Here is a 23,974-nt window from a genome sequence, read left to right as displayed (position 1 = left end):
ACCTCCGGTAGGGTAGCACCGGTGGCGACGACCACCGCTCGCCCCGTGGCGTCCAGCCTGACTATGTGGGTGCCGTCCGCTACCGTTTGAACTGCACGTAGTTGAGAGTGGCGCGGATGTCACAGCGGTCTGCTTCACACCCGCCTGACTGGGGAGAGCACCGAGAGATGACGAGTTCCGATGCCACTGGGGGCGACTTTGCCCTCGGCACGTTGCGGACGACAACCAGCCACACGATCGGCATACCCCACCTGGTTGAGCTTCTGCGCGAGGTGCCGTCGGATGCGCCCGCCGAGCGGTACCGCGAGGCGGTCGTCGAGGGCAACGTCCTCGGCCGTCCGACGCAGGCCGGTCGGCAGCGTTCGTTTCGCCACTTGCGCGAGCTGTACTTGTTGGACCCGGGCCGCCCCGAGTTCACGGCGTTGCGGCACTTCTGGGAGATCGACCCCTCGTCGCGCCCGCTGCTTGCGGGGCTGCTGGCCGTCACCCGTGACGAGGTGCTCCGCGCCTCGTTTTCCGCGATTGCGGACCTCCCCCCAGGGTGGAGCGTGACGTCGGCAGATCTCACCGCTGCCGTCGGCACACAGTTCAGCACCGAGATGTCGGAGTCGACGCTCGGGAAGACGGGCCGCAACACCGGAGCCTGCTGGACCCAGACCGGTCACCTTGCGGGTCGCGCCAAGAAGGTGCGCCTTGACGTGGAGGCCCGCCCGCCAGCCATCGCCTACGCGGCCTACCTGGGGCACTTGGCCGGCGGGCGCGGGCTCGGCGTCCTCGACAACCCGTGGTCGCAGATCCTCGGGATCGCTCCTGGCCGCACCTTGGAGGCGCTGCGCGACGCGCACACCCAAGGTCTTCTCGACCTGCTCGTCGCGGGTAACGTGGTTGACGTGTCCTTTCCGGGTCTCGGCGGTGCCGCATGAGCCGCGTCTCTGACCTCGTCGATGCCTACAAGGCCGAGTTGTCCTTGAGATGGAATGAAAACGTCTCCGGCGGGGAACGAGTCTGGATGCTCGTTTACCCGCCCGACCTCGAACGCCAGATCCGGCACGCGCTGCCGAGCATGGAGCTGGCGACAACGCAGGCGGGCCGTGCGTGGGTCGTCCTCGATGTCACCGACGACTTCGGGAGTTGGCTGTCGTCGCACCGGCATGCGGAGGCGTTCTACGAGGAGCCGAGCGACCTGACACCGTCGATCCTTGACCAGTTTGAGAAGACTCTGGTCGCCCGCATTCGCGAGTCCCTCGAAGCGGCACCCGCGAGCGCCGTCGTGGCGCTCGTCGGCATCGGCTCGATCTTCCCGTTCCTTCGAGCGTCGAGCGTGATCAAGTCCGTCGACTCCGCTGTGACCGGCCGCCTCCTCGTGCTCTTCCCCGGGCTCCACGACCCGGAGACTCACTCATTCCGCTTGCTCGACGCACGGGACGGGTTCAACTACCGCGCCCGTGTCATCGACCCGCAGAAGGACCTCGCGTGACGACCAACAACGACCTTTTCGTCCGGCCCCCGCTGAGTTTCGAGATTCCGAACGACGGTGTGACCAACGTCGACCGTCCCGAGGACTCCAACCAGTGGGACGTGCTCAAGTACGAACTGGAGAGCTTCGTCTGCGAGGGCGAGTACGAGCACGGCCTCCACCGCATCCTCGACTCCTACACCGGGCACCGGAACCGGACGACGCAGCCCGCGGTCTGGGTCTCGGGCTTCTACGGGAGCGGTAAGTCTCACCTGGTCCGCGTGCTTCAGCACCTGTGGGCCGACACGAAGTTTCCGAACGCCGCTACAGCGCGCGGCCTCACGAACATCCCGCAGGGCATCCAGGATCAGCTGACGGAACTGACCACGCTCGGCCGCCGCGATGGTGCCGCCCCGTGGGCCGCCGCAGGAGCGCTTGACCGTAGCGGCGACACCCTCAACTCCGTGTTCCTCTCGATCGTGCTCGGAGCGGCGGGGCTACCCACTCGCGTCGCGCCCGCCCAAGTTGCCCTGTGGCTCGCGGGCAAGGGGGACCTCGATGCTGTCCGCGACCACGTCACTGCCAACGGCGGCGACGTCATCGAGGAGTTGGGCGAGTACAACCTCAGCACGCTGCTCGCGAACGCCATCCTCGCTTCGGACCCGGAGTTCGCCGCATCGGCCAAGGAAGTGCGTGCCGCGCTTCGCGGCCAGTTTCCGCCGGACACGCGGTCGTTCTCCACGGACGAGACGATCGCGCTGCTCAAGAAGATTCTTGAGTACGTCGGCGGCGGCCAGGTTCCGCCGTCGCTGATCGTCCTCGACGAGGTGCAGCAGTACATCAGCGGCGACGGCGGCCGCGCCATGGAGGTGCAGAACCTCGTGGAGTCGGTGTCTCGGGAACTCGACGGCCGGGTGCTGCTCGTTGCCACCGGTCAACAGGAGCTCACGGCCGATTCGACGCTCCAGAAGATCCAGGATCGCTTCACCGTCAAGGTCGTCCTCAAAAACCAGGACGTCGACGCCGTCGTCCGTCGCGTGCTACTCAGCAAGGAGCCCGCGAAGAAGCCCGGTCTCAACAGCACGTTGTCATCGGTCGCGGGCCAGATCTCCCGGCAGCTCATCGGCACCAAGATTCAGCACACCACGGCCGATGACAGGGACCTCGCCGAGGACTACCCACTGCTCCCGGTGCGTCGCCGATTCTGGGAGAGCGTGCTCCGCCAGGCCGACGCCGGCCGCGCCGGTCAGCTGCGCTCCCAGCTCCGCATCGTGCACGAGGCAAACCGCAAGGTCGCACCCGAGGCCGTAGGCACCGTTGTCGGTGCCGACTTCCTCTACTCCCAAAAGAACGAAGATCTGAACGGCGCGGGGCTGCTCCTCAAGGAGACGCAGACACTGATCCACGAGCAGGGGCAGAAGGACGCCCTGCGCGGCCGCATCCTCGGCCTGGTCCACCTCATCAGTCTGCTCCCGACGTCGGGCCACGGCGACATCGGCGTGCGTGCGACGGCGGACCATCTCGTCGATCTGCTCGTCGAGGATCTCGCCACGACGGCGACCGGCTTCGGCAGCAAGTACCCGCCGTGCTGGAAGCACTCGCCGAGGAGGGCGTTCTCCAGCAGGACGGGGAGGAGTTCCGCCTCCAAACCAGGGCAGGCCGCGAGTGGGATGAGGCCTTCCGCAGGCACCACGCGCAGGTGACCGACAGCGAGGTGAGCACCGAGCGCGACGCGCTGCTCCTCGCCGAGATTAGCCGGGCTCTACCCGCGACAATCCAGCAGGGCCGCGCCAAGGAGTCGCGCAAACTTGCACTGCATGCCGACGCCTCGCTTCCGCCGGACTCCGAGGCGATCCCGGTGTGGCTCCGCTCGGAGTGGGACGAGGGGATCACCGCGAAGCAGTTTGACGAGGCCGCCCGTAGCCTCGGTGTCGACTCGCCGATCGTCCTCGTTCACCTTCCCCGCCTCCAGGCCCCGGCGTTTGCGGCAGCGGTCCGCAACAAGGTCGCCGCGCAGCGAGTGATCGACCAGCAGGGCATCCCGCAGGACGACGAGGGCAAGCAGGCCCGAAGCGCGATGCAGACCCGTCTCAACCGCGCAACGGACCAGGTGAACACACACGTCCGCGACGTGATCTCCAAGGCAAACGTGCTCCTCGGCGGCGGCGCGGCACCGAGCGGGCTCAGCCTGCGCGAGCGCATCGAGGCCGGTGCACAGGATGCCGCGACCCGCCTGTTCCCGCGGTTTGCCGAGGCTGACGACAATCGGTGGGCGCAGGTGATCGCACGGGTGAGGAGCGGATCGGCGGCGGATGCGCTCAAGGCCGTCCAGCACGACGCCGACCCCGAGCAGCACCGCGTCATCAAGGAGGTTCTCAGCCACATCGGCCCGGCTGGCAGGTCTGCAAGCGACGTTGAGAAGGCCGTCATTTCGAAGCCTCTCGGCTGGCCTCGGGATGCGCTCATCGCGGCCCTCGGGGTGCTCCTCGACACCGGGATAATCCGAGCGATGCTCAACGGGAGCGACGCGACTACGGCCGACGTGCTCAAGCAGACTCGCCTAGGCAATGTGCAGCTCCGCCGCGAGGTAACGGTCCTCAAGTCCGCCGAGAAGATCCAGGCACGGCAGGTGCTGAGCAATCTCGGGTTCCCGACCGACAACGATGGACTCGTCTCGGCCGTAGAACAGGCCGTCAAGTCGCTCGTTGATCGTGCGAAGGACGTGAGCGGGCCCGCTCCGCTCCCGGACATCACCGTGCCGGGCAACATCCAGGTGATCATCAGTGCGTCGGGCAACGACCGCGTGCACGCCCTCCTAGCCGCGAGCAACGCCCTCACGAGCTTCAACGACCGGCTCGGGGATCTTGAGCGTCGACGCAAGAGCCGGACGCCTTCGCTCGAATTGGCGCGCTCGCTTGCGACGTCTGCCGCGGGGCTGGACACCGCGTCGGTCGCCCGAGACCGTCTCGACGCGCTGGCCGCGAGCCGCGATCTCCTCGCCGACTCCGACCCCGTCGCACCGATCGTCAAGGACCTGGCCGACGCACTTCGCGATGCGATCCACGAAGCGGCGGCAGCGTTGCGCGACGCCCGCGCGAAAGCTGTCGAGAGCCTCGAACAGCAGCCGTCGTGGAAGGCTCTCGACGAGGTGCAGCGCGAGGCACTCCTCACGGAACACCACCTCGCAGCGGAGCCCGAGCCAAACCTGGCCGATCCTTCCGCCGTGCTGGCGGCTGCGCAGGCCCGACCGCTCCAGGGGTGGACCGCTGAACTCGATGCCATCCCGCAGCGCGCCTCACGCGCACTTGAGGCGGCTCTCCGGCTCACGACCCCTGCTGCCAAGACCGCCGCGGTGAGGGTATCGACGGCGAGCTTGAGCAGCCCGGACGAGATCGAGCAGTACATCGGAGATCTGCGCACGCAACTCCTCGACGCGCTAACCGGCAACGACAGCGTTGTGGTGAAGGGCTAACCGTGACTACGGCAACGAACACCGTCCTGAACTCTGACCAACGGCGCTTCCTCGATACGCAGACGCAACGCGCCCGCGAGGCGGCACAGCGAGCGGCCGAGGACGCCCTACGCGCACTCGCGGTCAGCGAGCCGAGCCGTCCGGGCTACCTGAGCGACGAGCAGAACAAGCTCCGCCTCGAGTTGCGCGACAAAGCGCGGCAGCTCGGCGATGACACCGCACGTGCGGGTGCGCTGCTCACCAACTTGATCCACGACGTGGCCTACGAGCAGTGGCATCGCTTGCTGTTCGCCCGCTTCCTGGAAGTCAACGGTCTCCTTCGGCATCCGGAGTACCGCGACATCCCGTTGTCCCTGGAGGACTGCGGCGATCTCGCATCCGACCTTGACGAGCCCGACGCGTGGGCCGTTGCCGCGCGGTTCGCGTCGGAGATCCTGCCTGGCGTGTTCCGCCTCAACGACCCTGCGGTCCAAGTCCGGTTCGCAGCCGAACACCGCAACGCGCTGGAGCGCCTCCTGCTGGAGATTCCGGCCGAGGTGTTCACGACGGAGGACGCGCTCGGCTGGGTCTACCAGTTCTGGCAGACGGCAGAGAAGAAGAGGGTTAACGACTCCGGCGTCAAGATCGGCGGTGCCGACCTTTCGCCCGTCACGCAGTTGTTCACAGAGAACTACATGGTGCGGTTCCTTCTGGAGAGCTCCCTCGGAGCATGGTGGGCCGCCTGCCATCCTGACTCGCCCCTCATCGACGGGTGGGAGTACTTGCGCAGGCTCGACGACGGCACCCCAGCCGCCGGCGCCTTTGATGAGTGGCCGGCGACCGCTGCCGAGGTCACTGTTGTCGACCCGTGCTGCGGATCCGGTCACTTCCTCGTCGCGATGTTCGGAATGCTTTGGCGCATGCGCGCGGAAGAGGAGGGCCTCACGCCGGCCGACGCGCAGGACGCGGTGCTCCGCGAGAACCTGCACGGTCTCGAGCTCGACCCGCGCTGCACACAGATTGCCACGTTCAACGTCGCACTCGAAGCGTGGAAGCAGGGTGGATTCCGAGACCTTCCTGCGCCCCAGATCGCATGCTCCGGCATACCCGTACGAGGCGGCCGCGCAGAGTGGGAAGACCTCGCCGGTGAAGACGCCGAGCTGCGCAAGGCAATGGCTCGCCTCCACACGCTGTTCCGCAACGCCGACACGCTTGGGTCGCTGATCGACCCGCGCGCTGGGGTTGAGGGGATGGCACTCTTCGGTACGGACATGGCGATCAGCGTCTCCGAAGATCAGTTGAGGGAACTGCTCGCGAGCGCTCTCGCTTTCGAGAGCGGAGAGCGCACTGTTCTTGGGTTGACCGCTGGTGATGTGGTTGAGGCCGCGAGGCTACTCGCTCGGGAGTTCACGCTTGCGGTTACGAATCCTCCCTGGCTCGGAAAGGGGCGCGAAGACGACGGCCTTGCTGCGTATGTGAAACTTCATCACGCGGATGCGTCCGGGGACCTAGCCATCACGTTTTTGGATCGGCTTGAGAGGAGTGCGCGTTCCGTAGCGTGTGTGCTGCCGCAGTCGCTCACATCACAGTCCGGCATGCGCTCGCTTAGGGTGAGGTTGTTGGAGAGGTGTCGAATTCGCCTGGTTGCTCGACTTGGCGACGGAGCATTTCCGGGCATCTCGGGGCAGGTCGTTCAGCCGATCCTGCTCGTCACCGCCCCGGGGTCGCGTGAGTTCGCGACGCTAGATACATTGCTCCACCGGTCTGCCGCTGACAAGGCCTACGCTCTCCGGACTGCGAAGCTTGGACGCGTAGCCGCCATTGACGCGCTCGCAAGCCGAGGACAAAGGATCTCTTTCTCCGAGAGCGAGAGTTCGCTCACGATCGGAGAGATCGCTGAGTTCTCGATGGGTGTTCAAACTGGCGACAACGAGCGCTTTACACGCAAGTTCTGGGAGGTTGCGTCCGGAAGCAATCCGTCGGGATGGGAGAATTACCTGCGTTCGCCAGAAGCAACAGGCGCGACGACCGGTCGTTCAACGGTTCTGAAGTGGGACGATGGGGCCGGCGCATTTATGCAGTTTCTCGTTGATCGTCTCGGAGAGAAGGGTGTGCGGTCGTGGCTGCGCGGCCAGTCATTTTGGGGGAAGCAAGGCGTCCTCGTCTCGCGCGTCGGCGCCAACCCGGTGACACGATACGAGGGCGAGATCTATGCGGATAACTCAGTTGGATTCATACCGCGCGATCCCGCTCACCTGGGTGCACTCTGGGCCCTCTTCTCGGACCCCAGCTTAAGCGAGTGGATCGATGAGATTGACTCAGGTCCCAGCGTGACCGGCGGGACGATCGCCGCTGTGCGCGTCGACAAGGACGCCTGGGATAAACTGGTTGTTTCTACTCCGGCGCCCGCTGCTCTAGGGGACGTTCGGACTACTGCTCCCTACCAGTGGCTGTTTAAGGGAGAAATCCCGATCTCCGATCATCCGTTGCAGGTGGCTGTGGCGCGCCTGCTCGGGTATCGCTGGCCCGATCAGCCCGCCGACGGTCTGGATCTGTTCGCTGACAGTGACGGCATCGCGTCGCTTCAGTCGCTGCCAGCCGAGCCTGACCTTGCTACGCGACTCCGAGAACTCTTTGCCGTTGCGTACGGCGAGGAGTGGTCGAGTGCCACTGAGAGACGATTGGTGGTCGGGGCCGGTGGTAAGAACGGGCGGCTGGAGGACTGGCTCCGCGACTCGTTCTTCGCACAGCATGTGAAGGTTTTCGACAGGCGGCCTTTCCTTTGGCACGTCTGGGACGGTCGCAAGGACGGATTCTCAGCGATCGTCAACTATCACAAGCTCAACCGGCGCACGCTGGAGAAGTTGGCCTTCACGTCCCTCGGTGCCTGGATTGACCGGCAGAAGCACGAGGCGCGCGCGGAACGGGCAGGCGCTGATGCTCGCCTGGCAGCAGCGGAGGAGCTCCAGCGCAGGCTCAAGCTCATCCTCGAAGGGGCACCACCATACGACATCTACGTTCGGTGGAAGCAGATGGCGCAACAGCCCATCGGGTGGGAGCCCGATGTCGATGACGGCGTGCGCCTCAACATTCGACCATTTGTGACTGCCGGCGTGCTCCGCTCGAAAGTCGGCCTCCACTGGCGTAAGGACCCCGGCACGAACCCTGATCGATCGGAGCGGCACAACGATCTGCACCCGACGCTCGAAGAGCGCCGAGCGGCCCGGCGCGAGGCGGAGGCTGCCGGATGACGCTCGTCGGCGCCGTCGTTGCCAAGGCTCTTCGGGACGCCGCCAATTTCAACGCAGGGGCAAGCTCTGCCCCTGCGGCCGTCCTGTGGGCCGACCCTGACCGCGCCTGGGAGCCGGTGATCCGCAGCCTCCAGGAGGCGGTGCCCATCCTCATCCTCGGCGAGTACGACCCCGAGGCCGCGCAAGGACCGACGGTCTGGCTCCGAGCCGTGCTCGCGGCCCCCGAGTCAGCCGAACTCCCGGCCCACCTCGCACCGCGGGATGAGCGCAACCCGTGGGTGATCTACCTGCCCGGCGTCAGCCGAGGTTCCGTCGCCGAGGCGTCCGCACTTGACGACTCGCTTGCGCCCCTCGCCGAGATCGCGGTTCGCTCCAACTGGTGGCCGTCCGCGCTCGGACAGACACTGTGGGCGCCGCACTCGTTCCTCGCATCCAAGCAGGGTGCCGGGCTCGACCTCGCGGGGGACGCCGCAACGAAGGCGGCCCTTGGAGAAGTGCTCGACAAGCTCTTACTCGAAGACGTCGACGACCTCAAACGCAGGGGTCGGCTCGACTCTTCCCGGCTGCGGCACCTCGTCCTCGACGACCACGTCCGCACCCTCCTCAACTGGATGGACGATCCCGAGGCCGCGCGAGCCTCGCTCACCGGAGTGCGGTGGAAGGCACTCGTCGCGTCCTGCAAGGACACCTACGGCTTCAGCCCCGACAAGGACGGCCCGCTCACCGCGGCCAGCAAGCTCGGAAGCCGCGCCGGGGAGTGGAACGCGGTCTGGCAGCGGTTCGCCGAGAACCCCGCGCGTTACCCGAACATCCCGAGCCTTCTCGACCAGGCGCGTCCCTCTGTCGTGCCGCTCTTCGGAGACACGGACCCGCACCCTGACTCCTGGCCCTCGTGGAATCGCGACCAGGAAGAGGCGTTGCGGACTGCGCTTGGTGGGCTCGCGACCTATCAAGACCCGCGCGGACGCATCGTGGAACTCGCCGTAGCACACTCGGCGCGGGAAGACAACGTCTGGGCCGCACTCGGACAGGCGCCGCTCGCGCGGGCCGTCGGGCACCTGGCCGAACTGGCCGATCGCGTTGCTACCGCGCCGTTGGCCTCAGACCTCAAGGACCAGGTCACTTGGTACGGCGATGAAGGCCACATGGTCGACGACCTCGCTCTGCGGGCTATCGCGTCAGCCAAAACCGCACAAGACCGGGTCGCAGTCGCATCGGCGCTCGGCGCGCTCTACGACTCGTGGGTCGACGAGTCAGCGCGAGCATTCCAGAGGGCCGCGGCAGCGGGCTACCCCGGCGTAACGGGCCTCGACATCGACGCGGGAACCGCCGTCGTCTATGTCGACGCGCTGCGCTTCGACCTTGCCACACGCATGGCTCGGCGGTTGTCGCCGCTCGTCGCCGCCGTCGAGACGCGGCTGGCCGCATTCCCCAGCGTCACGCCGACCGGGCAGCCGGCGGTCGCTCCCATCGCGATCACCGCGGGTGGTGGCGCGGCATTCGATGCGGCTGACGATCAAGGCCGCTCCCTCAAGGGCGCGGTCCTGCGCTCGGCACTCACAAGCGCGAACGTTCAGTTCCTGGAGTGGGACGCCGCCGAGGTCGGAGATCCGACCGGCAAGGCGTGGACGCAAACGAACTCGATCGACTCACTCGGGCACTCCCATGGGCATGCTCTCGCTGACCTTGTCGACCAGCAGCTCGACCTCGTCGCCGAACGCGTGCGCGGGCTCATCGACGCAGGCTGGCGGAACGTCGTTATCGTCACCGATCACGGGTTCCTCCTGCCCGGACTGGCAGCGCAGAAGGTGACGCTGCCGTTGCAGGTCACCGAGGGTGACGCGGCCCGCAAGCCCCGGGTGGCCCGGCTGAAGGCTGCCGCGGCGCACCCCGACTTCCCGGTCCTGCCCTGGACGTGGAACTCGTCGGTCGACATGGTGAGTGCACCAGGGGCCGCGGCATTCGAGGCGGGTCGTCTGTACGAGCACGGTGGGCTGAGCCTCCAGGAGTGCGTGATCCCCGTTGTCACAGTGACGCGCGGTGACACCCTGGTGGCCCCCGTTCAGATCGAGGCCGTCCGGTGGACCGGGCAGCGATGCCGCATCGACTACGGGCCCACCGAGGCCGAGGTCCTCGCCGAGATTCGGCTCCGACCTGCCGACGCGTCGAGCGCCGTCGGTGGCTCCAAACCGCCCACAGAGCCTGGCGAGGTCAAGGTGCTCGTCAATGAGGAGCAAGCCCCTGCTGGGGCGACCGCCTGGGTTGTGCTTCTCGACTCGAAGGGCGGGGTTCTCACCCAAACGCAAACCACGGTGGGAGGTACGGAATGACCGAGGCGATCATGATCGACGAGATCGACGAGACCGCAGCCTCGGCGTTCGAGGGGTACGTCGTCCGCAAGGATCTCGCCCAGCAGTTCAAGGGCGCATATCCCGTCCCAACGTATGTGGGCGAGTTCCTGATCGGCCGTTACTGCGCCACGACCGATCCCGAGGAGATCGATGAGGGGCTCCAGGTCGTGCGACGCCTCCTCGCCGACCGCACCGTGCGGGCCGGCGAGGAGGAACTGTTCAAGTCGCGTGCCCGCGAGCGCATGACCATCAAGCTCATCGACCTCGTCAAGGCCCGCCTCGACGCGAAGTCGAACGCCTACGTCGCCGAACTGCCCAGCCTCGGGCTTCGCGACGTGCGAATCGACGACGGCGTCGTCCGCGATAACGAGCGGATGCTCACTGGCGGCTTCTATGCCGAGGTCGACCTGTTCTACGACGCCGCGATCGCCGAGGAAAACAACGGCAAGCCCTTCGCTATCGGCTCGCTTCGCCCCATCCAGTTGTCGACCCGCGACTCGCTCTCGCGTCTTGCCGAAGGCCGCTCACGGTTCACGACCGAACAGTGGAAGCATCTCCTGCTTCGGTCGGTGGGCTTCGAGCCCGGACAGCTCAGCGAGCGCGAACAGGACGTCCTGCTGCTTCGCATGGTCCCGTTCGTGCAGCGGAACTTCAACATGGTCGAACTGGGACCGCGCGGAACCGGTAAGTCGCACCTGTTTCAGCAGGTGTCGCCGTACGCTCACCTGATCTCGGGAGGCAAGGCGACCGTCGCCCGGATGTTCGTCAATAACGCCACCGGCCAGCGCGGCCTCGTCGCCCAGTACGACGTCGTGTGCTTCGACGAAGTCTCGGGCGTCTCTTTCGACCAGAAAGACGGCGTCAACATCATGAAGGGCTACATGGAGTCGGGCGAGTTCTCCCGCGGCCGTGAATCCATCCGCGCCGACGGCTCGATCGTGCTCGTCGGCAACTTCGACGTCGACGTCGCCCACCAGCAGCGCATCGGACATTTGCTCTCGCCCCTGCCGCCAGAGATGCGCGACGACACCGCGTTCATGGATCGCATCCATGCCTACCTGCCCGGCTGGGACGTCCCGAAGCTCAACCCGACGTACTTCACGCACCACTTCGGACTCGTCAGCGACTTCCTCTCCGAGTGCTGGTCGCGCCTTCGTGACCAGTCGCGCCTCGCGTCGATCCAGGGGCGGGTCAACTACTCCGACGCATTGTCGGGCCGAGACCTGTCGGCCGTCAACAAGACGGTCGATGGCCTGCTCAAGCTCCTGTATCCCGACGCCGAAGCCGCGATCTCCGACGAGGACCTCGAATGGGCGGTGCGCATCGCCCTGGAGTGCCGCCGTCGCGTCAAGGAACAGCAGCGCCGTATCGGCGCAGCCGAGTTCCGCAACACGCAGTTCGGCTACCGCCTCGGTGAGGGCGTCGAGCAGTTCGTGTCCACCCCTGAGTTGGCGAGCCCTGACTCGATCGGCCTCGACCCGCTGCCCCCGGGCCAAGTGTGGGCGATCTCCGAAGGTAGCGGCGACGTCGGGCCGGGGCTCTACCGGATCGAGGCGGCCGACACACCGGGCTCGGGTGCGCGAGGGCTACTCAACCAGGCCGCGCCCGCCGCACTTCGCGAGAGCTTCAAGGTCGCCGATCAGAACCTCATCGCCCAGGCGCGGCAGCTCGTCGGCGACCGCGACCCGCGGGAACACAACCTCACCGCCCAGGTCCGCGCGCTTGACGCTGCCAGGACCGGCGCCGGCCTCGGCCTCCCGATCCTTCTTGCGCTTGCCTCGGCGATGCTCCAGCGATCGGTCCGCGGTGGTCTGATCGCCGTCGGCAACCTCTCGCTCGGCGGTGGCGTCGAGACTGTGCTCAACGCCGCGCAGCTCGCCGAGCACGCGATGGAGAAGGGCGCGACGGGCCTTCTGCTGCCAGTGTCCGCACGCCGTCAACTCCTGGACGTCAGCGACGAGGTCGCCACGAAGGTCTCCTTCATCTTCTACAGCGACGCCCAGGACGCCCTAGTGAAGGCGCTCGACGAGTGAGCACTGGGGCGGAAGCGGAGGATCCGGGGACTGTGGATTCCCCGAATGGCGCAAGCGCACCCGAGCCGCGGGAGGTGCTCGCGGCATGGGCGAATCAGCAGGACGAGTGGGTGCGGTCGGTGGTTTGGCATGTACTCAGCACCGGCCTCGCGCTGTCGGATGGTGATCTCGATGCGGTGTATGCCCTCTTTCGCCAGGAGAAGGGCCTCGACGAGCGGCGCCTTGGACAAGGAACCCGAGCTTGCGGTGGTCACCACAGAGGACGATGCCGAACTACCGCTGGTCGTCACAAAGTTTCTCGGATGTGACCGGCGTCAACGCGATCGTTCCTGGCTCGGTCATCGAGCCACACGCCGGGATGGCGATCCAGCTTGGAGAGAACCGCACGGGCAAGACCGGCTACTCGCGGATTTTCAAGTCCCTCGCCGGCAGCCGTACCGCAGACACCATCCTTGGAGACATCGTGGTTGAGGAGGATGTGCTTCAGTCCGCAAAGGTCGAGTACATCGTCGGGGCGGACGCCAAGACTCTGGTCTGGGCGGGAGAGCAGGGCGTGGCCCGTTCACTCGGATGTCAATCTTCGATAGCCAGCGGTGAACTTTCACGTCGACGACGACCTGGAATACGTTTACGTGCCCGCCGTGCTCTCGCTGTTCAATCACGTAAATAGCGCTCTCAGAGGCGTCCACGATCGGGTTGACGAAGCGACGCAGGGACTGATCTCCGGCTCAACGACGCTCCTGACTCGCTTCCCCCGGGACTCGACCGTCTACCCACTCATCGAAACGCTCGGCGCTTCAACCGACCTCGCCGAGCTTTGAGGCCCGCGCAGACCGCCGGGGGCCAATGCCACTCAGTTAGGCGGGAGGGCCGTGGCGCGGAATCGGCCTGAGGCGGCGGCTTAGTGACGCGTTCTGGCCGGCCTTCCGCAGGTGGTGAGCACACGGGTTGGCGGTTTTTGGCGTGGTGGTGCGGAAAGGTGGCGCTGGGGCGTGGGTGGGGCGTGTTACTACACGCTCGGCTGCCCCGGGGGGCCGCCCTGGTCTAGCGGGCGTTGGTGCTGGGGGTGGTGAAGTCGTAGAACCGGCGTGGTTCGGTCAGGTCGAGGGTCTTGAAGATAGTCTTCTGGCCGGGGGTGAGGGTGGTGCGCTGGGCGACCTTGCCCTCGGGGGTGGCCAGGGTGACCAGGTGGAGGCGGTCGAGCTCGGGGCGGGTGTTGCGCCAGGTGTCCCCGGTGGTGTTCTCGATGACGCGGATCAGGAGGGCGATGGCTGTTCCGCGGATTCTGACCGATCCGGCCTTCCAGCTCGGCGATCTTCTCGCTCAGCGCCGCGATCAGCAGGTCCCGCTCGGCCAGCTGCGCGCGCAGCCGAGCGACCTCGGCGCGCAAACGAGCGCTCGGACGCCGAATGACTCCCCATCACGACCGCCCAGGGGGAAGACACGGCCACCAGCACCGGAATGGATGCCGGCCAACACCCACCGTGCCCACCCATCGCCGCAGGCCAAGCCGCCACGCCCTACCCCCACAGACCAGCTGAGCAGTTACCTTCCGCAGGTGCCTGGACAGGCCTGGGACGGCAGGCCCGGCGTAGCCTGGAGCGATGAGGGCACGGCGGGGCCGCGGGTCGCAGGTGTATGCGATCACCTCGGTCCAGCGGGCGCTGTCCGAGGACGTCCACGACCGGATGGTCCGCTACCTGGTGTCCATGGGCATCCGCACCGGCTGCTTCCTGCTGATCATCGTGGTGCCGGGGGCCTGGAAGTGGGTCTGCGTGGCCGGGGCACTCATCCTGCCGGCCCTGGCCGTGCTGGTGGCCAACGCCGGCCGCGAGCGCCCCACCGGGGCCCCCGCGCTGCACGACGGCGCGACGGCCGCCGCCCTCCCGCCCGAGCGCCAGCTGCCCTACGACCCGAAGACGGAGTACCTCAGGTGAGCCTGGACGTGGCCCTGGATCCCGCCCCCGCCGACCTGCGCTGCAGCGCCAAGGGCTGCCCGAACCCCGCCGTGCACGCGCTGCTGTGGAACAACCCGCGGCTGCACACCGCGGACCGGCGCAAGGTCTGGCTGGCCTGCCCCGAGCACCGCCAGCACCTCGCCGACTTCCTCGCCGCCCGGTCCTTCCGGCGGGACGTCATCGGCGTGGCCGACCTCGACGAGACGCACGGGTGAGCGCACCGCCCGCGGCCGGCCGCTACGCCTTCCTGTGCACCCGCCGGTGGCTGGGGCTGGTGGCCGTCCTGCTCGCCGTCGCTGTCGCCTGCGTCTTCCTCGGCCGCTGGCAGTGGCACCGCTACGAGGACCGCTCCGCCAGCGCCCGGCAGGTCGAGGCCGTCTACGACGCGCCCGCCCGCCCGCTGGCGGCGGCGCTGCCCTCCCCCACCGGGCCGGTCACCGCCGCGCAGGAGTGGCAGCAGGTGGCGCTGACCGGCCGGTACCTGCCCGACGCCACCGTGCTGCTGCGCAACCGCCCCGTCGGGGGGAACCCGGCGGTGCACGTGGTCACCCCGTTCCTGGCCGACGCCGACGGCGGCCCGGTGCTCGTCGTCGTCGACCGCGGCTGGCTGCCGGCCGAGGCCGCCGAGGCCGACCGCGCCGAGCTGCCGCCCGCGCCGGCCGGGGAGGTCACGCTCACCGGGCGGCTGCGGGTGGCCGAGGAGCCCTTCGACCGGGACCCGCCGCCGGGGCAGGTGTACACCCTCGAGCCCGGGCAGGTGCTCGCCGGCGCCGCGGCGGTGAGCCCGTCGGCCGACCTCGACGGCGCGCCGGTGCTGGACGGGCACGTGGTGGCGGCCGGGGGCCAGCCGGGCACCGACGGGCTGGGCGGGTACGGCCGGCCCTCGTTCAACTATGGGATGAACTTCTCCTACGCGCTGCAGTGGTGGTTCTTCGCGGTGGCCGCGGTCGGCGCGCTGGTGGTGCTGGCCCGCCGGGAGGCGGCGGAGGAGGCGGGGGGCCCGGCGCCGCGGGCCCGGGGCAGCGCCGAGGCGGAGGAGGACGCCCTGGTCGACGCCCAGCTCGACGCCGGCGGCGGGGCAGGCGGGAGCGGTCAGCGGCCCGGGACGGCCGGCGGGACCGGGGACGACGGCGGGCGGCGGCCGGCCGCCGTCGACGGCGAGGCTGGCGACGCGCGGCGCCGGGCCGCCGTCGACGGCGCGCCGCCCGGCCCGGCGCCGGAGGACCCACCCGGCCGCCCGGACCCGCCGGCCCTGCCGGGTCAGGCGAGCGTGACCAGCTCGAGGTAGTCCTCGCGCCACAGGTCCTCGTCCGCCTCGGGCAGGAGGAGGACCCGCTCGGGCTGCAGGGCGTCGACCGCCCCCTCGTCGTGGGTGACCAGGACGACGGCGCCGGCGAACGAGCGCAGCGCGGCGAGGATCTCCGCCCGGCTGGCCGGGTCGAGGTTGTTCGTCGGCTCGTCCAGGAGCAGGACGTTGGCGGAGGAGACCACGAGGACGGCCAGCGCCAGGCGGGTCTTCTCCCCGCCGGAGAGGACGTGCGCGGGCTTGTCGGCGTCCTCCCCGGAGAACAGGAAGGAGCCGAGGACGCTGCGCACCCCGGTGTCGTCCAGGTCCGGGGCGGCCGAGCGGAGGTTCTCCACAACCGTGCGGTCCAGGTCGAGGGTCTCGTGCTCCTGGGCGTAGTAGCCGACCTTGAGCCCGTGGCCGGGGATCACCGCGCCGGTGTCCGGCTGCTCCACGCCGCCGAGGATGCGCAGCAGCGTCGTCTTGCCCGCGCCGTTGAGGCCGAGGATGACCACCCGGGACCCGCGGTCGATGGCCAGGTCCACGCCGGTGAAGACCTCGAGCGACCCATAGGACTTGCTCAGCCCCTCGGCCATGAGCGGGGTCTTCCCGCACGGCGCGGGGTCGGGGAAGCGCAGGTGGGCGACCTTGTCGACGCGGCGGGTCTCCTCCAGGCCGGAGAGCATCCGCTCGGCACGGCGGGCCATGTTCTGCGCGGCCACGGCCTTGGTGGCCTTGGCGCGCATCTTGTCCGCCTGGGCCATCAGCTGCCCGGCCTTCTTCTCGGCGTTGGCCCGCTCCCGCCGGCGCCGCTGCTCGTCAGCCTCGCGCTGCTTGAGGTAGGCGTCCCAGCCCATGCTGTACACGTCGAGCACCGCACGGTTGGCGTCGAGGTGCCACACGTGGGTGACGGTCTCGCGCAGCAGCTCGACGTCGTGGCTGATGACGACGAAGCCGCCCGGGTAGGTCTTGAGGTAGTCGCGCAGCCAGAGGATCGAGTCGTGGTCGAGGTGGTTGGTCGGCTCGTCCAGCAGCAGGGTGCCGGCCCCGGCGAAGAGGATCCGAGCGAGCTCGACCCGCCGGCGCTGGCCGCCGGAGAGGGTGTGCAGGGGCTGGTCGAGGACCCGGCCGGGCAGGCCGAGCGCGGCGGTGATGCGGGCGGCCTCGGCCTGGGCGGCCCAGCCGCCGGAGGCGGTGAACTCGGCGTCGAGGCGGACGTACTTGTCCATCGCCTTGGCCTGCTTGGCGCCGGTGGCGGTGGCCATCTGCTCCTCGGCCTTGCGAATGCGGCGCTGCAGGGTGTCGATGCCGCGGGCGGAGAGGACCCGGTCCCGGGCCAGCTGGTCCAGGTCGCCGGTGCGCGGGTCCTGCGGCAGGTAGCCGATCTCGCCGGTGCGGGTGATCTGGCCGGTGTGCTGGACGACGTCGGAGGTCCCGTCCTCGCCGGCGAGGAGCTTGGTCAGGGTGGTCTTGCCGGCGCCGTTGCGGCCGACCAGGCCGATCCGCATCCCGGCGTCGATGCGGAAGCTGGCCCCGTGGAGCAGCTCACGGGCCCCGATGCGCAGGGAGACGTCGTGGGCGGTGATCACAGGGGTGTACCTCGGCAGGGTGGTGGGGGCGGGCGCGACGGCGCAGGCTCCAGTTTACGGCCGCCCCTCGCCCGGCCATAGCTCTATTTCGTCACACCGCCGTACGGGGGCGCCGGCGGACCAGCGGAGCCAGGCGCCGGGCAGCAGGGCGCGCGGGCAGAGCACGCGGGCACGGCGCGCGGGCAGAGCACGCGGGCAGAGCACGCGGGCACGGCGCGCGGGCAGGCCTGACCCGCGGCACCGGTAACCATGTGCGGCGCGCACCGGGCGGCGGCGGGCACCGTCGGGACGCCCGCCGCTGCCGGGGACTCGGCGCGCGAGGGTTCAGAGGGCGTACCTGTTGCGCCCGACCTTGCGGAACGCCCCGCGCTGCACGCCGGCCTTGAGCGCGTGGCGGAACCGCATGGGCCCCCAGTACTTCTGGCCGAGCTTGTCCCCGATGTACTTCTGGTCCTGCTCCCCTTCCTCCTTTAGGAGGTTCTGGATCAGGTTGATCTCGCGCCTGAGCCACCACTCGTTCTCGTCCGCGTCCTCCGACGAGGTCCCGAGGAAGGGCGAGTATGCCGGGCTCATCATTCACCTCCAGGTGTCCGGTGCCGCGGGGTCTCGGTCGGGTCGGTGCCCGGCTCGGTGTGCGCCTCGCCGCGCGCCTGGCCCCGGCCGAGCGTGTACGGGTCGGCCTCCTCGCCCGGCTCGCTGAGCTCTTCCTCGGTGGCCGACAGCGGCGGCGCGATGTCCTCCAGGTCCCGCTGGGCGGCCTCGACGCCCATGGTCGCCTGGATGATGCCGCCGAGGATCATCACGGCGGCGCCCACGACGTAGCCGATGAAGATCTGGCTAGGCTCACCGCTCTGGATGAGCGCACCGAACAGCAGCGGGCCGCCGAAGCCACCGACGATGGTGCCGGTGGCGTAGAAGAACGCGATGGCCATCGCGCGGGTCTCCATCGGGAAGATCTCGGAGACCGTCAGGTACGCGGCGCTGGCCCCGGCGGAGGCGAAGAAGAAGATGATGCACCACGCGACAGTCTGGGTCATCGCGTCGAGGGTGCCGTTCTGGAACAGGACGCCGGTGATCACGAGCAGGACGCCGGAGAGGATGTAGGTGCCCGCGATCATCGGCTTGCGGCCGATCGTGTCGAAGAACCGCCCGAGCAGCAACGGGCCGAGGAAGTTCCCCACGGCGAACGGGATGAGGTACCAGCCGACGTTCGAGGCGGCGACGCCGTAGATCTCGGTCAGCACGAGCGCGTAGGTGAAGAAGATCGCGTTGTAGAGGAACGCCTGGCCGGTGAACAGGGCGAGGGAGACGAACGTGCGCTTCGGGTACATCCGGAACACGACGCCGGCGATCTCGCCGATGCCCATGGGCGGGCGCTGCTTGATGCGGATGGTCCGCCGGGGCGGGATGAGCTCCTGCCCGGTGGACTCCACCACCTGGCGCTCGATCTCCGCGGTCACACGCTCGGCCTCGCCCTCGTACCCGTGGAGGAACAGCCAGCGGGGGCTCTCCGGCACGTGCCGGCGCACGAGCAGGATGGCGAACCCCATGACGAAGGCGAGCCCGAAGGCCAACCGCCAGCCGATGTTGAGGGGGAACCACTCGGGGTTGAGCAGGAGGACGGATGCCAGCGACCCCAGGATGGTGCCGATCCAGTACGAGCCGCCGATGATGAGGTCCACGGCGCCGCGGACCCGGGCGGGGATGAGCTCGTCGACGGCGGAGTGGATCGCGGAGTACTCCCCGCCCACGCCGGCGCCGGTGACGAACCGCATGGCGATGAACCACCAGAAGTTCATCGAGAAGGCGGTGAGCACGCTCCCGACGAGGAACACCGCGAGCGTGATCATGAACAGCTTCTTGCGGCCGAGCCGGTCGGCGAGCCGCCCGAAGTACAGCGCCCCGAGGCACGCGCCCACGATGTAGGCGGACCCGGTGGCACCGATCTGGGTGGCGGTGAGCTCGAGCCCGCTGCCCTGTTCCGTGAGCCGGCCACCGAGGGCGCCCACGATGGTGACGGCCAGCCCGTCGAGGATCCACACGGTGCCCAGGCCGACGACCACCATCCAGTGCCAGCTGGACCACGGCAGGCGGTCCATGCGCGCCGGGATGGCCGTCTCGATCGTGCGGAGCTGTCTTGCCTGAACCATGTCGTCGCTCCCTTCCCGCAGCATCTCTGATGGGGGTCCGACTTGGCGACAAGTGTCGCCAATCGGTCCGGGAAGCGCCACGGGACGGGCGCCGTCCCGTGGTCGGCGACGGCTGGGCCGAGGCGGGCGCGGAGCAGCACGGCCGAGGCGCCGACGGGCGGAACACCGGACCTGCCCGGGCCAGGCTCCAGGAGCCCGGGGAGCGCGGCGCGGTGGCCCGCCCTACGCTGGCACCCGGCCGCCGTCGGCCGCCGGCGCAGGAGGAGGACGATGAGCTTCACCAGGGGGACGAGCGCCGACGCCGGCCGGGAGGGGGTGCGCCGCTCGCGGCGGCGGGGCGGGGCCGCGGTCGGTGGTGGCCTGGGGCTGGTGGCCCTGGTCGTGTACCTGTTCACCGGGGTGGACCTGTCCGGGGTCGCCGGGGGCCAGCCGGTCGCGCCGGACACCGAGGACCTGGGCACCTGCACTGCGGAGGAGGCCGACACCTCTGTCGACTGCCGGATGGTGCTGACCGCCGCGAGCCTGAACGACGTGTGGGGCGCGGCCCTGCCCGAGCAGGCCCAGGTGGCGTACACCGCGCCGGCGCTGCAGCTCTTCACCGAGCAGGTGGCCACCGGCTGCGGCGGCGCTACCGCCGCCGTCGGCCCGTTCTACTGCCCGCCGGACCAGACCGTCTACCTCGACACCGGCTTCTTCGACCAGCTGCAGAGCCAGCTGGGCGCCGAGAACGCGCCGCTGGCGCAGGAGTACGTCGTGGCGCACGAGTACGGCCACCACGTCCAGAACCTGCTCGGCACCATGGCGAGCGTCGACCGGCAGGGCACCGGGCCGGCGTCGGGCGGGGTGCGGCTGGAGCTGCAGGCGGACTGCTACGCCGGGCTGTGGGTCGCCGCGGCCGCGAGCACGCCGGACCCGCAGACCGGGCGGCCACTGCTGGTCGAGCCCACCCGGGCCGAGGTGCAGGACGCGCTCGACGCCGCCGCGGCGGTGGGCGACGACCGGATCCAGGCCGGCGCCGGGCAGCAGGTCACCCCCGAGACGTGGACTCACGGGTCGGCGGAGCAGCGCATGCGGTGGTTCGCCGCCGGGTACGAGCAGGGCTCGGTGGCGGCCTGCGACACCTTCGCGGTCGACCAGCCGTAGCCCGCGCGGGCCGGTCCCGGGACCGGCCGGGTGGGGCGGAACGGCCGCGCCGGCCGCGCCCCGTTCCGACGCCGGCCACGCCAGCCCCGCCCGGTCAGGCGCCGGCCGCGCCGGCCGCGCCGGCCCTGCCGGTCAGACGTTGAAGCCGAGCGCCCGGAGCTGCTCGCGGCCGATCGGGGTGATCTTCTCGAAGCCCCACGGCGGCATCCAGACCCAGTTGATCCGCACCCCGGCCACCAGGCCCTCGAGCGCGACGGCGGCCTGGTCCTCGATGACGTCGGTGAGCGGGCACGCGGCGGAGGTCAGCGTCATGTCGATGACCGCCTCGTTGTTCTGGTCCACGGTGATCCCGTAGACCAGCCCGAGGTCGACGACGTTGATGCCGAGCTCGGGGTCGATGACGTCGCGCATCGCCTCCTCGACGTCGGCGGCGGTGGTCGGCGAGGGGTTGAGGGTCTCGCTCATGGGTCTCTCCTTCGAAAGGGGGGCCGGTGCCGGGGCGGAGGGCCGCGGCACCGGGCGGGCTGTCAGGCGGCGGTACCGGGTCGGCCGTCGGACTGGCGAGCCGGCCCGGCCTTGTCGGCCGTCGGGCCGGTCTTGTCGGTATCCGGACCGGTCGTGCCGGGCGCCGGGTCGGCCGTCAGGGCGTGCGCGAGCGCGTCCCGCAGGGCCATCCAGCCTAGCAGCGCGCACTTGATCCGGGCCGGGTAGCGGGCGACGCCGACGAAGGCGCCGGCGTCCTCCAGCGACTCCTGCTCCGCCGGGGCCAGCTCGGCGCCGCGGTGGTGCATGAGCTCGCGGAAGGTCTCGCTGAGCCGGTCGGCGGTGGCGACGTCCTGGCCGGTGACGAGGTCGGTGAGGACGGACAGCGACGCCTGGGAGATGGAGCAGCCGTGCCCGTCCCAGCCCACCCGGGCGATCCGCGGCACCCCGGCGGAGTGGTCCATCTCCACCTGCAGGGTCACCTGGTCCCCGCAGGTGGGGTTGACCTGGAAGGACTCCCCGTCGTAGCGCTCCAGCCGGCCCGCGCCGTGCCGCTCGCGGGCGTGGTCGAGGATGACCTGCTGGTAGAGCTGGGCCATCGCGTCAGCCATGGTCCACCCCGAAGAAGCGGCGGACCCGGCCGAGCTGGTCGACGAACGCCTCGACCTCCGCGGCGGTGGTGTACACCCCGGCCGAGGCGCGGGCGGAGGCCGTCACGCCCAGGCGGCGGTGCACCGGCTGGGCGCAGTGGTGCCCGACCCGCACCGCGATGCCGGCGTCGTCGAGGACCTGGCCGACGTCGTGCGGGTGCACCCCGTCCACCGCGAAGGCGACGACGGCGAGCCGGTCGGCCGGGTCGGTGGGGCCGAGGACCCGCACGCCGGGGACGGAGGCGACGCCGTCGAGCAGCAGCCGGGTCAGCGCCGCCTCGTGGCCGGCGACGGCGTCCCGGCCGAGCTCGGTGAGGTAGTCCGCGGCGGCGGCCAGCCCCACCGCCTGGGCGACCATCTGGGTGCCGGCCTCGAACCGGGCGGGCGGGGCGGCGTAGGTGGTGGACTCCATGGTGACCACCTCGACCATGGACCCGCCGGTCAGGACCGGGGGCAGGGCGGCGAGCAGGTCGGCCCGGCCGTAGAGCACCCCGACGCCGGTCGGCCCGAGCATCTTGTGCCCGGAGAAGACCGCGAAGTCCACGTCCAGGGCGCGCAGGTCCACCGGCAGGTGCGGGACGGACTGGCAGGCGTCCAGCACCACCAGGGCGCCGGCGGCGCGGGCCCGGGCCACGACGTCGGCCACCGGGCTGACCGCGCCGGTGACGTTGGAGGCGTGGGTCAGCGCCACCACCTTGGTGCGCTCGGTGATGACGTCGTAGGTGCCCGGGTCGAGCCGGCCCTCCTCGGTCAGCCCGATCCAGCGCAGGGTGGCCCCGGTCCGGGCGCACAGCTCCTGCCAGGGCACCAGGTTGGCGTGGTGCTCGGCCTCGGTGACCACCACCTCGTCCCCGGGGCCGAGGCCGAAGCGCTCGCGCGCCGCCGACCCGCCGCGCCCCAGGGTGGCGTTGGACAGGGCGTAGGCCACCAGGTTGATGCCCTCGGTGGCGTTCTTGGTCCAGACGATCTCCCCGGGGTCGGCGCCGACGAAGGCGGCGACGGTGGCCCGGGCGGCCTCGAAGGACTCGGTGGCCTCCTCGGCGAGCTGGTGCGCGCCGCGGTGCACGGCGGCGTTGTGCCGGGTGTAGAAGTCCTGCTCCGCGTCCAGCACGCAGGTGGGCTTCTGGCTGGTGGCGGCGGTGTCCAGGTAGACCAGCGGGCGGCCGTCACGGACGGTCCGGTCCAGCAGCGGGAAGTCCGCGCGCACCGCCGCCAGCTCCGCCGCGGTCAGGGCGGCGGGGCCGGCGCGGAGCTGGTCGGGTGCGGCAGTGGTCATGCGGGCCTCTCAGACGGTGGTGGTGAGGTACCGGTCGTAGCCCTCGGCCTCGAGCCGCTCGGCGAGCTCGGGGCCGCCCTGCTCGGCGACCCGGCCGTCGACGAAGACGTGGACGTGGTCGGGGTGGATGTACTGCAGGATCCGGGTGTAGTGGGTGATCAGCATGACGCCCAGGCCGGTCTGCCCGTGGACCCGGTTGACGCCCTCGGAGACGACCCGCAGCGCGTCGACGTCGAGCCCGGAGTCGGTCTCGTCCAGGATGGCGAACTTGGGCTGGAGGAGCTCGAGCTGGAGGATCTCGTGGCGCTTCTTCTCCCCGCCGGAGAAGCCGTGGTTGACGTCCCGCTGGGCGAACTCGGGGTCCATCCGCAGCTTGGTCATGGCGTCCTTGACGTCCCCGACCCACTTCCGCAGCGCGGGCGCCTCGCCGGTGATCGCGGTCTTGGCGGTGCGCAGGAAGTTCGACACCGTCACCCCGGGGACCTCCACCGGGTACTGCATGGCGAGGAAGAGGCCGGCGCGGGCGCGCTCGTCCACGGTCATGCCCAGGACGTCCTCCCCGTCGAGGAGGACCTGCCCGTCGGTGACGGTGTACTTGGGGTGCCCGGCGATGGAGTAGGCGAGGGTGGACTTGCCCGAGCCGTTGGGGCCCATGATGGCGTGGATCTCCCCCGAGGCCAGGGTCAGGTCGGCGCCGCGGAGGATGGGCTTGGGGCCGTCGTTGGTCTCGACGGAGACGTGCAGGTTCTTGATCTCAAGGGTGGACATGCGGGTCCTTCTCTTCGGTGCGGACTCTTCGGTGCGGAACGGGGTTGGCGACGGCGGCCGGGCTTCGCGACGGCGGCCGGTCCGGCCAGGCGGCCGGCGGCGGTCGGTCGACGGCGGCCGGCTCTCAGCC

18 protein-coding genes and 1 pseudogene are annotated in these 23,974 nt (G+C 69.7%); 12 read left to right on the top strand and 7 right to left on the bottom strand.

Annotated elements, in window-relative coordinates:
• Positions 1-167: 167 nt before the first annotated feature.
• From MF406_RS07610 to MF406_RS07560, 11 genes are all read left to right on the top strand, one after another.
• Complete coding sequence (locus tag MF406_RS07610; RefSeq protein WP_242897369.1) at positions 168-923, top strand: hypothetical protein; 756 nt, start codon at positions 168-170, stop codon at positions 921-923.
• On the top strand, positions 920-1,477 hold the full coding sequence (locus tag MF406_RS07605; RefSeq protein ID WP_242897363.1) for a BREX protein BrxB domain-containing protein: 558 nt from the start codon (positions 920-922) through the stop codon (positions 1,475-1,477). The genes MF406_RS07610 and MF406_RS07605 overlap by 4 nt, the downstream gene beginning before the upstream one ends.
• Complete coding sequence (locus MF406_RS07600) at positions 1,474-3,159, top strand: hypothetical protein (protein ID WP_242897362.1); 1,686 nt, start codon at positions 1,474-1,476, stop codon at positions 3,157-3,159. The genes MF406_RS07605 and MF406_RS07600 overlap by 4 nt, the downstream gene beginning before the upstream one ends.
• Complete coding sequence (locus tag MF406_RS07595; RefSeq protein WP_242897357.1) at positions 3,156-4,928, top strand: hypothetical protein; 1,773 nt, start codon at positions 3,156-3,158, stop codon at positions 4,926-4,928. Before MF406_RS07600 ends, MF406_RS07595 begins: the two co-directional genes overlap by 4 nt.
• Before the next feature lie 2 nt (positions 4,929-4,930).
• Positions 4,931-8,158, top strand: a complete 3,228-nt coding sequence (locus tag MF406_RS07590; protein WP_242897356.1) for a BREX-1 system adenine-specific DNA-methyltransferase PglX — start codon at positions 4,931-4,933, stop codon at positions 8,156-8,158.
• Positions 8,155-10,488 (top strand): BREX-1 system phosphatase PglZ type B, encoded by a 2,334-nt coding sequence (pglZ, locus tag MF406_RS07585; RefSeq protein WP_242897355.1) that lies wholly within the window; start codon positions 8,155-8,157, stop codon positions 10,486-10,488. The genes MF406_RS07590 and pglZ overlap by 4 nt, the downstream gene beginning before the upstream one ends.
• Positions 10,485-12,542, top strand: coding sequence for a protease Lon-related BREX system protein BrxL (gene brxL, locus MF406_RS07580; protein ID WP_242897353.1), 2,058 nt, complete (start codon positions 10,485-10,487; stop codon positions 12,540-12,542). The genes pglZ and brxL overlap by 4 nt, the downstream gene beginning before the upstream one ends.
• A 265-nt stretch (positions 12,543-12,807) precedes the next feature.
• Positions 12,808-13,212, top strand: a complete 405-nt coding sequence (locus tag MF406_RS07575; RefSeq protein ID WP_242897352.1) for a hypothetical protein — start codon at positions 12,808-12,810, stop codon at positions 13,210-13,212.
• 934 nt (positions 13,213-14,146) lie between these two features.
• Entirely contained in the window at positions 14,147-14,479 is a 333-nt protein-coding gene (locus tag MF406_RS07570) for a DUF3099 domain-containing protein (protein ID WP_242897351.1), read from the top strand.
• Positions 14,476-14,715, top strand: a complete 240-nt coding sequence (locus tag MF406_RS07565) for a hypothetical protein (RefSeq protein WP_242897350.1) — start codon at positions 14,476-14,478, stop codon at positions 14,713-14,715. The genes MF406_RS07570 and MF406_RS07565 overlap by 4 nt, the downstream gene beginning before the upstream one ends.
• Positions 14,712-15,788: an SURF1 family protein gene (locus MF406_RS07560; protein ID WP_242897348.1), complete on the top strand. Its 1,077-nt coding sequence runs from the start codon at positions 14,712-14,714 to the stop codon at positions 15,786-15,788. The genes MF406_RS07565 and MF406_RS07560 overlap by 4 nt, the downstream gene beginning before the upstream one ends.
• Here the strand turns inward: MF406_RS07560 and MF406_RS07555 are convergent.
• From MF406_RS07555 to MF406_RS07545, 3 genes are all read right to left on the bottom strand, one after another.
• The gene (locus MF406_RS07555) at positions 15,761-17,374 is read right to left on the bottom strand and encodes an ABC-F family ATP-binding cassette domain-containing protein (RefSeq protein ID WP_242897346.1); all 1,614 of its coding nucleotides are present in this window, start codon (positions 17,372-17,374) and stop codon (positions 15,761-15,763) included. The genes MF406_RS07560 and MF406_RS07555 overlap by 28 nt on opposite strands.
• 324 nt (positions 17,375-17,698) lie before the next feature.
• The gene (locus tag MF406_RS07550; RefSeq protein ID WP_242897345.1) at positions 17,699-17,947 is read right to left on the bottom strand and encodes a hypothetical protein; all 249 of its coding nucleotides are present in this window, start codon (positions 17,945-17,947) and stop codon (positions 17,699-17,701) included.
• Positions 17,947-19,524 carry an MFS transporter gene (locus MF406_RS07545; protein ID WP_242897343.1) on the bottom strand — a complete coding sequence of 526 codons (1,578 nt, stop codon included), beginning with the start codon at positions 19,522-19,524 and terminating at the stop codon, positions 17,947-17,949. The genes MF406_RS07550 and MF406_RS07545 overlap by 1 nt, the downstream gene beginning before the upstream one ends.
• A gap of 270 nt (positions 19,525-19,794) precedes the next feature.
• Here MF406_RS07545 and MF406_RS07540 point away from each other — a divergent pair, with 270 nt between their 5' ends.
• A complete protein-coding gene (locus tag MF406_RS07540) occupies positions 19,795-20,667 on the top strand; it encodes a neutral zinc metallopeptidase (protein ID WP_242897341.1) in 873 nt (290 codons plus the stop codon).
• A 132-nt stretch (positions 20,668-20,799) separates the two neighbouring features.
• Here the strand turns inward: MF406_RS07540 and MF406_RS07535 are convergent, their stop codons facing one another.
• From MF406_RS07535 to sufC, 4 genes and pseudogenes are all read right to left on the bottom strand, one after another.
• Positions 20,800-21,132, bottom strand: coding sequence for a metal-sulfur cluster assembly factor (locus MF406_RS07535; RefSeq protein ID WP_242897340.1), 333 nt, complete (start codon positions 21,130-21,132; stop codon positions 20,800-20,802).
• A gap of 185 nt (positions 21,133-21,317) precedes the next feature.
• Positions 21,318-21,761, bottom strand: a pseudogene (gene sufU, locus MF406_RS07530) (Fe-S cluster assembly sulfur transfer protein SufU); the annotation flags it as partial.
• The gene (locus MF406_RS07525; protein ID WP_242897338.1) at positions 21,754-23,076 is read right to left on the bottom strand and encodes a SufS family cysteine desulfurase; all 1,323 of its coding nucleotides are present in this window, start codon (positions 23,074-23,076) and stop codon (positions 21,754-21,756) included. The pseudogene sufU and the gene MF406_RS07525, both read right to left, overlap by 8 nt.
• Positions 23,077-23,085: 9 nt before the next feature.
• Positions 23,086-23,844 (bottom strand): Fe-S cluster assembly ATPase SufC, encoded by a 759-nt coding sequence (gene sufC / locus MF406_RS07520; RefSeq protein ID WP_242897336.1) that lies wholly within the window; start codon positions 23,842-23,844, stop codon positions 23,086-23,088.
• Positions 23,845-23,974: the final 130 nt, after the last annotated feature.

The organism is Georgenia sp. TF02-10, assembly GCF_022759505.1.
Lineage (GTDB): Bacteria > Actinomycetota > Actinomycetes > Actinomycetales > Actinomycetaceae > TF02-10.
The sequence above is the reverse complement of the archived record's forward strand: the minus strand, read 5'-3'. Positions and strand labels throughout refer to the sequence as shown.

Bases quoted from the DNA above. Each gene is read 5' to 3' on its own strand.
- MF406_RS07610 (WP_242897369.1), top strand. From the start codon at position 168: ATGACGAGTTCCGATGCCACTGGGGGCGACTTTGCCCTCGGCACGTTG.
- MF406_RS07605 (WP_242897363.1), top strand. From the start codon at position 920: ATGAGCCGCGTCTCTGACCTCGTCGATGCCTACAAGGCCGAGTTGTCC.
- pglZ (WP_242897355.1), top strand. From the start codon at position 8,155: ATGACGCTCGTCGGCGCCGTCGTTGCCAAGGCTCTTCGGGACGCCGCC.
- brxL (WP_242897353.1), top strand. From the start codon at position 10,485: ATGACCGAGGCGATCATGATCGACGAGATCGACGAGACCGCAGCCTCG.
- MF406_RS07575 (WP_242897352.1), top strand. From the start codon at position 12,808: ATGCCGAACTACCGCTGGTCGTCACAAAGTTTCTCGGATGTGACCGGC.
- MF406_RS07570 (WP_242897351.1), top strand. From the start codon at position 14,147: ATGAGGGCACGGCGGGGCCGCGGGTCGCAGGTGTATGCGATCACCTCG.
- MF406_RS07550 (WP_242897345.1), bottom strand. From the start codon at position 17,947: ATGAGCCCGGCATACTCGCCCTTCCTCGGGACCTCGTCGGAGGACGCG.
- MF406_RS07545 (WP_242897343.1), bottom strand. From the start codon at position 19,524: ATGGTTCAGGCAAGACAGCTCCGCACGATCGAGACGGCCATCCCGGCG.
- MF406_RS07540 (WP_242897341.1), top strand. From the start codon at position 19,795: ATGAGCTTCACCAGGGGGACGAGCGCCGACGCCGGCCGGGAGGGGGTG.
- MF406_RS07535 (WP_242897340.1), bottom strand. From the start codon at position 21,132: ATGAGCGAGACCCTCAACCCCTCGCCGACCACCGCCGCCGACGTCGAG.
- MF406_RS07525 (WP_242897338.1), bottom strand. From the start codon at position 23,076: ATGACCACTGCCGCACCCGACCAGCTCCGCGCCGGCCCCGCCGCCCTG.
- sufC (WP_242897336.1), bottom strand. From the start codon at position 23,844: ATGTCCACCCTTGAGATCAAGAACCTGCACGTCTCCGTCGAGACCAAC.